We start from the raw sequence: 9,854 nt of genomic DNA, 5'->3' as shown, positions 1-9,854 counted from the left end.
CGCGCGCCGCGGACATGCGACGCGCGCGGCTCAACGAACGCACGCGGATCGCGCGCGAGATCCACGACAACGTCGGCCATACGCTCACGCGCGCGATCATGATGACGCAGGCCGACCAGATCGTCGCGACGACGATCGGCGACGACGGTCACGCCGCGCAGTTCGCCAGAATCGGCGCGACGCTCGACGAGGCGATGACGATGATCCGCAGGTCGGTGCACGATCTCAAGGACGAAGGCACCGATTTCCAGGGGATGATGGAGGACGCCGCCGCCGTGTCGGAGGGCTCGCCGCTGCGCGTGCGGCTCGTCGACGGCATCCGTCAGGCGCCGTCGTCGCTTGCGCACTGCTTCGCGGCGATCATCCGCGAGGCGTTGACGAACACGGTGCGCCACGGCACGGCGCGCGAGGCGACGGTGCGGCTCATCGACCTGCCGGGGCTGTGGCAGCTCGTCGTGCAGGATGACGGCGGCAAGCCCGAACGCCCGGTGCGGCGCGCCGGCGGCATCGGGCTCGCCGACATCGAGGAACGCGCACGTGCGCTCGGCGGCACCGCCACCTGCGGGCCGTACGCGCAAGGTTGGCGCGTCTTCGTCTCGGTGCCCAAGACGGACGCCGCCGCCGGGGAGGAGACCTTGGCGGCGGCGTCGCCGGCCGCGGCGCCCACGGGGACGGCGCGCATGACGGAAAGGACGGAGGAATGACGACGATCTCGGTGGCCATCGTGGACGACGACCCGATCGTATGCTCGTCGATCGGCACGATTCTGACGGCGACCGGCACCGCGACGGTGCTGTGGACGGCGCACGACGGCGCGGCCGCGGTGCGCGAATACGGGGCGCACATGCCCGATGTGCTGCTCATCGACGTGCAGATGCCGGGCATCGACGGACTCGAGGCGGCCGAACGGATCCTGCAAGGCCATCCGGACGCGAGGATCCTGGTGCTGACGACCTTCGCCGACCCCGACTACATCCGGCGCGCCGTGCAGCTGCATACGAAGGGGTATCTGATCAAACAGGACGTCGCATCGGTCATCCCGGCCGTGCAGGCGGTCATGGCCGGGCAGGTCGTGCTCGGCGCCGAGGTGCTCGGGCAGATCGCGGCCGGCGGCGACGTGCCGGGCACGCGTCAGGAGACGCGGATCGTCGAGGACGAACGCTTCACGCGGCTCACCGAGCGCGAGCGCGACGTGGCCGCGCTCGTCGCCGAGGGCTATGACAACCGGCAGATCGCCGCCGAGCTCCATCTGAGCGAAGGCACGGTGCGCAACCGCATCAGCGACATCCTCGCGAAGACGAACATCGCGAACCGCACGAAGCTCGCCGTCGAATGGCTTGGCTGCCACTGACGGGAACGCCGCTTTGTAGGGAAATCATTGCAAATGTTGTCATACTGATACACAATATGGGTACGTGAATTTTGTTTTCAAATCTGCATAGGTTATCATCGTCTCATGGAGACAACGGAGACAACGGTGGGGCGCGCCGGGGCGACGATGGACGTCAACGGCGCGCCCTATGAGGTCATGCGCCTGCTCGGCAAGGGCAAGGGCGGCTATTCGTATCTCGTGCGGGACGCGGACGGCGCGCTGCGCGTGCTCAAGCAGATCCACCACGAGCCCTGCGCCTACTACCAGTTCGGGGACAGGCTCGCCTCGGAGCTCGCCGACTACCGGACGCTCACGGCGATCGGCGTCGCCATGCCGCGGATGCTCGACGTGGACGAGGACGCCGAACGCATCCTCAAGGAGTACGTCGACGGCCCCACCGTCTACGAGCTCGTCCTCGCGGGCGACGTGCGCCCCGCCCATGTCGAGCTGATGCGCGCGATCTGCCGCAGGCTGTACGCGGCGGGCGTGAACATCGACTACTTCCCGACGAACTTCGTCGTACAGGGGGACGGGCTCCTCTACGTCGACTACGAATGCAACGCCTACATGCAGGAGTGGGACTTCGAGCACTGGGGGATCCGCTACTGGGGCCGCACGCCGGAGCTGCTCGCCTACGCCGCCGAACACGGCGACGAGGTACGCGGGGAGGACGCGCGGGGTGCCGGCGGCGAGCCGGCCGCGAACAAGGAGGAGACATCATGACACCGTTCGAATCACTGTGGCGCGCCTTCGCGCAGCTGCCCGAGGTGACCGCGATCGCGCTGGGCGGCTCGCGCGCCGGCGGCGTGCACGACGCGACGAGCGACTACGACCTGTACATCTACTGCGACGCGCTCCCCGGCGAGGCCGAACGCCGCGCGATCATCGCCGAACGCTGCGGCTACGCCGAGATCGGCAACGCGTTCTGGGAGCTCGAGGATGACTGCACGCTCAACGACGGCGTCGACATCGACATCCTCTACCGCAGCCTCAACGACTTCGCGCGCTCGATCTCGGCGGTCGTCGACGAGGGGCGGGCGGCCACGGGATACACGACGTGCATGTGGCACAACCTGCTGCGCTGCCGCATCCTGTTCGACCGCGACGGACGTCTCGAGGCGCTGCGCCGGCGGTACGCGGTCGACTACCCCGACGAGCTGCGCGCGAACATCATCGGCAAGAACATGCGCCTGCTCGCCGCGAACCTGCCGTCCTACGACCATCAGATCGCGAAGGCGGCGGCCCGCGGCGACCTCGTCAGCGTCAACCATCGCACGGCCGCGTATCTGGAGTCGTACTTCGACGTGCTGTTCGCGCTCAACCGGCTCACGCATCCGGGGGAGAAGCGCATGGCGAACTACGCGCGCGAACATGCGGCGCTGCTGCCCGCGCATTTCGACGAGGATCTCGACACGCTCTTCGCGTCGATGTTCACCGACGCCGCCGCGACCTCGCGCACGCTCGCGCGGATGACCGGTGAACTGGGCGTCCTCGTCGACGGGGACGGCTGCGCCGCATAGGCGGGGCGCTCGCGTACACGCGTCCCACGGACCCGATACGAGACAGGGAGGGTGCGCGGCCCATGGTGGACTGCGCACCCTCCCCGCCGTCATGCGCGGGACCGCGACTCACGCGACGTACAGCGCGGCCGGGTAGGCGAGGTAGCGGATCTCGTCGAGCTGGTCGACGGTGACGTAGCCGGCCGGCGCGTTGAGCACGTCGGGGATGCGGTTGACGACCGTCGCGCAGGTGTGCTCTACGGTGGCCGGCTTGGCGACGTGGAACTCGGTGTCGGGCTCGCCCTCGATCCTCCAGTCGCACATGTCGCCGTCGTCCGGGCCGTAGACCTTGCCGATGCAGGCGGTCTCGAGCACCGGCCCCTGCATCGTCTCCGTCGTGACGACCGCCGACATGCCGACGCACCTGCCGGCCGGGATCGTCTCGCCCATCGTCTGCGAGTACACGTCGGCGTCGTTGAAGTACGGCGCGGCCCTCTGCGTCTGCGACCTGATCGTCAGACCGAGCTTCTGCGCGAGCGCCTCGTTCGAGTTCCACACGTACGACGGCACGATCTCCTCCGGATGCGCGAGCCGCGCCTCGAACTCCTCGGCCGTCAGGCCCACGCCGTGCGCCTTCGCGAGCGCCAGACCGTAGTCCTCGACGTTGTAGCTGACGGCGCCGGTGATCCTGTCGACGCGCTCGCAGCCGCCGGCGACCTGCGCGACCATGTTGATCCAGAAGATGTCCTGCATGCCCGTGCCGACGATCGTCGCGCCGTGCTCCTTGGCGATGCGGTCGAGGCGGTTCGTGACGGCCGGGTTCGTCGTCCACGGGTAGATCGCCTCCTCGCAGGTCGTGACGACGCTGACGCCGTGCTCGAGGCACAGCGCGCACATCGGCGCGATGTCGTCCATGAAGCTGAACAGCGTGACGACGGCGATGTCGGCGTCGCACGCGTCGAGCACCGCCTCGGCGTCGTCGCTCACCTTGACGTTGAGCGGGCCGATGCCGGCGAACTCGCCGATGTCCATGCCGACGACGTCCGGGTCGACGTCGATCGCGCCGACGATCTGGATGCCCTTCTCATGCATGTAGCGCACCGTGTACTTCGCCATCTTGCCGCAGCCGTACTGAATCGCTCGTATTGGTTCCATCGTCGCTCCTTTGGTCCGGATGGTTGGTTCGTGCCCCGGGTTCGTCGTCGTCGACGCCCGGGCGTGCCACCACTATAACGCGCCGTGCCCGGCACGACGCACCGGGGCGACCCCGTCCGCATGCCGCCGGGGGAGGGAATACCGGCCCTCCGGCGGCTGTTGTGAAGATACTGCGAACATTTGCGGACCCCCATGGTTTTCCCAGCCGTCTTTCAGCCGAACGGCGCGGACGGCCGGTAGAATGGGGACGAACGAAGCAACATCAAGGAGCAACGAATGACTTACGGTCAGCAGCCGGGCGCGCGGCGCCCGGATGGCGCCCAGCCGTACGGCGCGGCGCCGCAGTACAGCATGTACGGCGATCCGAACCAGGGCGCCGGGGCGATGCGTCCCGACGCCGGCGGCGTCTACACGATCCAGCCCACCGCCGTCACCGAGCGCGCCGAGCACGTTTCGATGACGCGCGCTTACGGCGAGATGACGATCGCGCTCGTGCTCACAGGTCTCGTCGCGATCGTCACGCAGATGACCGGCCTGTACATGCGGTTCATCGCCGCGACCGGCGCGCTCGGCGTGTGGCTGCCGATGATCGTCGAGGTCGGCATCGCCATCTATCTGGGTATGCGCGTCATGAACATGCGTTCGTCGACGGCGCGCGTGTGGTTCTACGTCTACGCGGCGCTCATGGGCTTCTCGTTGAGCGTCATCTTCAGCGCCTACAGCATCACGACGATCGGCTACGCGTTCCTGATCAGCGCCGTCTTCTACTTCGCGCTGACGATGTTCGGCCTGACGACGAAGGCGAACATGCTCAAGGCGGGTCCGGTGCTGCTCATCGGCCTCGTCGTGCTCATCGTCACGCAGGTCGTGCTGATGTTCGTCGCGCCGACGAACACGATGCTCAAGGTCGTCGCCGCGATCGGCGTCGTGCTGTTCGCCGGCATGACGATCTACGACGCGCAGTTCACGAAGCGCGTCTTCGCGCAGTACGCGTCGCAGGGGCCCGAGATGATCAAGCGCGTGTCGATCCTGTGCGCGCTCAACCTCTACCTCGACTTCATCAACATGTTCCTCTACATCCTGCAGCTGCTGGGACTGAGCAGGGACTGACCTGCGCACGGCGACGCGGCGCATACATGATCAAGGGCGGCCGGTGCATCCTCGGATGCACCGGCCGCCCTTGCCGTTCGCGGTGCTCCGCCGTCCGCCGCGCCCTCAGCTCAGATGCCGCGGCGCCCCGTCGGTCACCGGCGCCTGCAGACCCTGCGGGGCGCCGTTGATGTCCCGGTGGATCGACTGCATCTGCGTCTCGATGTTCTGCAGCGAGCGCGCGCAGTCGAGCAGCGTCTGCGAATGCTCGCTGAGCTTGGCGTCGGGAAGGTCGGTCTTGTAGCGCAGCGCATGTTCGAGGCTCGCCCAGTAGTCCATCGCGATCGTGCGGAACTGCACCTCGACGGGCGTGTAGTGCGCGCCCGACGACAGGAACACCGGCACCGCGTAGATGACATGCAGCGAACGGTAGCCGTTCTGCTTGGGGTTGAGGATGTAGTCCTTGACGCGCAGCACCTGGATGTCCGACTGCGCGGACAGGTAGTTGGCCACCGAGTACACGTCGTCGCGGTAGTTGCAGATGACGCGGATGCCGGCGACGTCGAAGAGGTTGTCGCGCACCGACCTGACGGTGAGCGGCAGGCGCTTGCGGCGCATCTTCTCGATGATCGAATCGATCGACTTGAGGCGGCGCTCCATGTGGTGGATCGGGTCGTGCGAGAAATGCACCTGGAACTCCGAATCGAGGATCTCGAGCTTCGTGCTGATCTCGTACATCGCGCCCTCGTACACCTGCATCTGGTCGATGAACTCCGTCACGGCGTCCATCTGGGACGTCTCGATCGGCGACATGCCGTCGCGTTGCGCGAGCTCGTCGGCGATCGCGCTCAGGCGGGCGCGCAGTTCGTTGGTGTTCACACGGGTCTGACGGTCAAGTATCACGTTGGACCATTGTAGCGGGCTCACCTGTCGGAACGCTGGGAATGCGCGCCGGCGCGCATGCGGCGCCCGGTTGTGCGGCTGCTGTGACGATGCGTCGCGAGGCGTGCGCACTGTGCCCGCCCTCGGTTAGCATGTGCGGTATGAACGAAGAGATGATGACCGAAGCGGAGCGCGCGGCCGGGGCCGCCTCCGCGGGCGCCGACGGGCGCGGCCGCGGCGTGTTCGCCGTGCGCACGCTCGGCTGCCAGATGAACGTGCACGACTCCGAACGCATCGCCGGAGTCCTCGAGGCGGCCGGCTACGTGCGCGCGAGCCGGGAGCAGGAGGAGGCGCACGACCTCGACCTCATCGTCATGAACACATGCGCGGTGCGCGAGAACGCCGCCGAACGCATGTACGGGACGATCGGCCTGTGGGCGCGGATGAAGCGCGAACGCCCGTATATGCAGATCGCGATCGGCGGTTGCATGGCGCAGCTCGACCGCGAGCGGATCGTGCGGCGCACGCCGTGGGTCGACGCCGTCTTCGGCACGCGCAACATCGAGGATCTGCCGGCGCTGCTCGAACGGGCGAAGGCCACCGGGTGCCCGCAGACGAAGGTCAACGACCGCCTCGAGGTCTTCCCGAGCGAGCTGCCGGTGCGCAGGGCGTCGAAGACGTCGGCGTGGGTGGCGATCTCGGTCGGCTGCAACAACACCTGCACGTTCTGCATCGTGCCGACGACGCGCGGCAGGGAGCGCGACCGCCGTCCCGGCGACGTGCTCGACGAGATCCGCGCCGTCGTCGCCGACGGCGCGAAGGAGGTCACGCTGCTGGGGCAGAACGTGAACTCCTACGGCTACGGCATCGGCGACCGCTACGCGTTCTCGAAGCTGCTGCGCGCATGCGGGGACATCGACGGCCTCGAGCGCGTGCGTTTTACGTCGCCGCATCCGGCCGCATTCACCGACGACGTCATCGCGGCGATGGCCGAGACTCCGAACGTCATGCATCAGCTGCACTTCCCGCTGCAGTCGGGCTCCGACCGGATCCTGCGCGCGATGCGCCGCTCGTACCGTTCGGGGCGTTTCCTCGCGATCCTCGAGAAGATCCGCGCGGCGATGCCGGACGCGCAGATCTCCACCGATGTCATCGTCGGCTTCCCGGGCGAGACCGAGGAGGACTTCCGGGACACGCTGCGCGTCGTCGAGCAGGCGCGCTTCTCGTCGGCATTCACGTTCATCTACTCGCCGCGTCCGGGCACGCCGGCCGCCGCGATGGAGCAGGTGCCGCACGAGGTGGCCCGCGAGCGCATCGAACGGCTGCTCGCGCTCCAGGAGCGCATCACTGCCGAGAACCTGCGCGGCTTCGAGGGGCGCGACGTCGAGGTCATGGTCACCGGCCACGCCGGCAAGAAGGACGGCGAGACGCACCGCGTCACCGGCCGCGAGCGCACCGGCGTGCTCGTGCACGTCGGCGTGCCGGAAGGCGAACCGACGCCCGCCGTCGGCGACTTCGTGACGGCGACCGTCACGCACGCCGGCGTGCACAACCTCATCGCCGACCCGGACGTCGCGGCCGGACAGACCTATATGGTGCGGCGTTGAGGCGGACGCGCGAGGGACGGGGGACGACGGGCATGACGACGGACGACGAAGGAGCGGATGTGCGGATGGACGGCGCGGATGGCATCGACGGCATGGACGGCGCGCGGGAGCCGGCGGCGACGCGGGTCGTGTCGATCGTCGGCCCGACGGCGTCGGGCAAGACCGGTCTAGGCATAGCAATCGCGCGGCGTCTTGCCGAACGCGGCGAAAGGGCCGAGATCGTCAACGCGGACGCCTACCAGATGTACAGGGGGATGGATGTCGGCACCGCGAAGGCGAGCGCCGACGAACGCGCCGCCGTGCCACACCATCTGCTCGACGTCATCGAACCGGACGAGGCGATGTCGGTCGCGCGCTTCCAACGGATGGCGCGCGACTGCATCGCGGGACTGCAGGAGCGGGGGGTCCGCCCGATCCTCGTCGGCGGTTCGGGGCTGTATGCGCGCGCGGCGATCGACGACATCACGTTCCCCGGCACCGATCCGGCCGTGCGCGCGCGGCTCGAGGAGCGCGCCGAGCGCGAAGGGCCGGGCGTCCTGTTCGCCGAGCTCGAGCGGATCGACCCCGAGGCGGCCGCGCGCATGGATCCGCGCAACCCGCGGCGCACCGTGCGCGCGCTCGAGGTGATCGAGGTCACCGGGCGGCCGTATTCGGCGTCGCTGCCGCGCTACCGCTACGTCATCCCGTCGGTCCAGCTGGGTCTCGACCTGCCGCGCGCCGAGCTCGACCGGCGAATCGACCTGCGCACGCAGGCGATGTTCGACGACGGCTTCGTCGACGAGGTGCGCCGGCTGCGGCCGCATCTGGGCGCGACCGCGTCGCGCGCGCTCGGCTACCAGCAGGTCGTCGACCACCTCGACGGCCTGACCGACCTCGACGAGACGCGCCTCCTCGTCGCGCAGAGGACGAAGCGACTCGCGCGCAAGCAGATGGGCTGGTTCGGCCGCGACCCGCGCATCCACTGGCTGCAGGCGCTCAACCCGCGGCTCGTGGATCTGGCGATGGGGATCATCGACGTGGCCGACCGCGGCGGCTACGACGCCGTCGACATGCATGCGGACGAGTACGTCCGCCATCATCTCGGCGACCTGGCGTGAGAGCGGAGCCGCCGGCCGCGCGCGGCGTTCCGGCGGGCGCGGCCTCGCGATAGAATCAAGGACTGTTATGGCACGATCCACATCCTCGAACGCAAGCAAACGACCGCGCAAGGCGAGCTCGAACGGCTCGTCGTCGCCGGCGGCGAAGGGACGCCGCGCGGCGCAGGACGCCGACGAACCCTCGTGGAAGCGTGCGCTGCTCGCCGTGCCGCGCGCCTTCGGCGCCGCCGTGCGCAAGGTGAGCGTCGGCGACTACGATCCGGCGTACCGTCGCGACGGGTTGTGCTTCATGCTCATCGTCCTCGCGGTCTTCTTCGTCGGCTCCGAATGGTTCCGCGTCGACGGGCCGCTCGGCCAGGGGCTGCACGCCTTCGCCTCGGGTCTGTTCGGCGTCATGAGCGTCGTCGTGCCTGTGCTGCTCGTGCTCGTCTCGATCCGTCTGATCCGCAACTCCGGCAGGGGTTCGGGCAATCCGAGCGTGCTCGTCGGATGGACGATGCTGCTGTGGTCGGTGTGCTCGATCATCGACGTCGTCATGGCCGCCGACACGAAGGAGTTCTCCTGGGCCAACCTGCAGCAGGCGGGGGGGCTGTTCGGCTTCCTGGTCGGCTCGCCGCTCGCGTGGGGGCTCTCGCAGAGCTTCGCGATTATAGTGTTCGTCGTCTCCGCGCTGTTCTCGATCCTGCTCATCACGCGCACCCATGTCACCGAGGTCCCCGCCAAGCTGCGCGCATGGTTCGGCCGCGCCCCGCATGAGGAGGGCGCCGACTCCGACCGTTTCCCCGACGAAGTGCACGTCGGAGACGACGACACGCTGCGCTTCGCCGAGGGCGTGCCGACGCATGACGGCGACGACGGGGACGACGAACCGACGCGGCGCGAAGGGCTGTTCAGCCGTCTGTTCCGCCGTCGTCGGCGTCGCGGCGACGCCGGCGAGCTCGACAGCTACGCGGGCGACGAGGCCTTCGTCAACGCGGCGAGCCGGCACGGCGAGACCGCCGAGACGCGCGTCGTCGGCGCGCCGCGCACGGTGAGCAGCGGCGGCGCCTACAACGACGACGCGACGCGCGCCATCGACTCGAACACCTGGCCGGTCCGGCAGCCGGAGGTCCGTACGACGCCGATGCCGTCGGGATCGATCCCGACGACGGCC

General features: G+C 68.6%; 10 protein-coding genes. 8 read left to right on the top strand and 2 right to left on the bottom strand.

What is annotated here, in order from left to right; genetic code table 11:
• The 4 genes from B1400_RS08870 to B1400_RS08855 form a co-directional block, all read left to right on the top strand.
• A partial coding sequence (locus B1400_RS08870) for a sensor histidine kinase (protein ID WP_235607410.1) occupies positions 1 to 704 on the top strand: 704 nt, incomplete at its 5' end.
• 5 nt (positions 705 to 709) lie between these two features.
• Positions 710 to 1,351 (top strand): response regulator transcription factor, encoded by a 642-nt coding sequence (locus B1400_RS08865; RefSeq protein WP_095614033.1) that lies wholly within the window; start codon positions 710 to 712, stop codon positions 1,349 to 1,351.
• Between the two features lie 105 nt (positions 1,352 to 1,456).
• A complete protein-coding gene (locus B1400_RS08860) occupies positions 1,457 to 2,095 on the top strand; it encodes a BUD32 family EKC/KEOPS complex subunit (RefSeq protein ID WP_201260218.1) in 639 nt (212 codons plus the stop codon).
• The gene (locus B1400_RS08855; RefSeq protein ID WP_095614032.1) at positions 2,092 to 2,892 is read left to right on the top strand and encodes a DUF4037 domain-containing protein; all 801 of its coding nucleotides are present in this window, start codon (positions 2,092 to 2,094) and stop codon (positions 2,890 to 2,892) included. The genes B1400_RS08860 and B1400_RS08855 overlap by 4 nt, the downstream gene beginning before the upstream one ends.
• A 108-nt stretch (positions 2,893 to 3,000) precedes the next feature.
• Here B1400_RS08855 and B1400_RS08850 read toward each other — a convergent pair whose 3' ends face one another.
• On the bottom strand, positions 3,001 to 4,026 hold the full coding sequence (locus B1400_RS08850) for an NAD(P)H-dependent amine dehydrogenase family protein (protein ID WP_095614031.1): 1,026 nt from the start codon (positions 4,024 to 4,026) through the stop codon (positions 3,001 to 3,003).
• Between the two features lie 276 nt (positions 4,027 to 4,302).
• Here B1400_RS08850 and B1400_RS08845 point away from each other — a divergent pair, with 276 nt between their 5' ends.
• Complete coding sequence (locus B1400_RS08845) at positions 4,303 to 5,136, top strand: Bax inhibitor-1/YccA family protein (RefSeq protein ID WP_095614030.1); 834 nt, start codon at positions 4,303 to 4,305, stop codon at positions 5,134 to 5,136.
• Between the two features lie 105 nt (positions 5,137 to 5,241).
• Here the strand turns inward: B1400_RS08845 and B1400_RS08840 are convergent, their stop codons facing one another.
• Complete coding sequence (locus B1400_RS08840; RefSeq protein ID WP_095614029.1) at positions 5,242 to 6,018, bottom strand: GTP pyrophosphokinase; 777 nt, start codon at positions 6,016 to 6,018, stop codon at positions 5,242 to 5,244.
• A gap of 140 nt (positions 6,019 to 6,158) precedes the next feature.
• Here B1400_RS08840 and miaB point away from each other — a divergent pair, with 140 nt between their 5' ends.
• From miaB to B1400_RS08825, 3 genes are all read left to right on the top strand, one after another.
• Positions 6,159 to 7,604: a tRNA (N6-isopentenyl adenosine(37)-C2)-methylthiotransferase MiaB gene (gene miaB, locus B1400_RS08835; protein WP_095614028.1), complete on the top strand. Its 1,446-nt coding sequence runs from the start codon at positions 6,159 to 6,161 to the stop codon at positions 7,602 to 7,604.
• Between the two features lie 65 nt (positions 7,605 to 7,669).
• Positions 7,670 to 8,701, top strand: a complete 1,032-nt coding sequence (gene miaA / locus B1400_RS08830; protein ID WP_095614027.1) for a tRNA (adenosine(37)-N6)-dimethylallyltransferase MiaA — start codon at positions 7,670 to 7,672, stop codon at positions 8,699 to 8,701.
• Positions 8,702 to 8,768: 67 nt separating this feature from the next.
• Positions 8,769 to 9,854 (top strand): DNA translocase FtsK 4TM domain-containing protein (locus tag B1400_RS08825; protein ID WP_201260217.1); only part of this gene is annotated, 1,086 nt, incomplete at its 3' end.

Origin of the sequence: Bifidobacterium italicum, assembly GCF_002286915.1 — a bacterium.
In the GTDB taxonomy this organism is placed as follows: domain Bacteria; phylum Actinomycetota; class Actinomycetes; order Actinomycetales; family Bifidobacteriaceae; genus Bifidobacterium; species Bifidobacterium italicum.
This window is presented reverse-complemented; position numbering and strand designations above follow the sequence as displayed.

Bases quoted from the DNA above. Each gene is read 5' to 3' on its own strand.
- B1400_RS08860 (WP_201260218.1), top strand. From the start codon at position 1,457: ATGGAGACAACGGAGACAACGGTGGGGCGCGCCGGGGCGACGATGGAC.
- B1400_RS08855 (WP_095614032.1), top strand. From the start codon at position 2,092: ATGACACCGTTCGAATCACTGTGGCGCGCCTTCGCGCAGCTGCCCGAG.
- B1400_RS08850 (WP_095614031.1), bottom strand. From the start codon at position 4,026: ATGGAACCAATACGAGCGATTCAGTACGGCTGCGGCAAGATGGCGAAG.
- B1400_RS08845 (WP_095614030.1), top strand. From the start codon at position 4,303: ATGACTTACGGTCAGCAGCCGGGCGCGCGGCGCCCGGATGGCGCCCAG.
- miaB (WP_095614028.1), top strand. From the start codon at position 6,159: ATGAACGAAGAGATGATGACCGAAGCGGAGCGCGCGGCCGGGGCCGCC.
- miaA (WP_095614027.1), top strand. From the start codon at position 7,670: ATGGACGGCGCGGATGGCATCGACGGCATGGACGGCGCGCGGGAGCCG.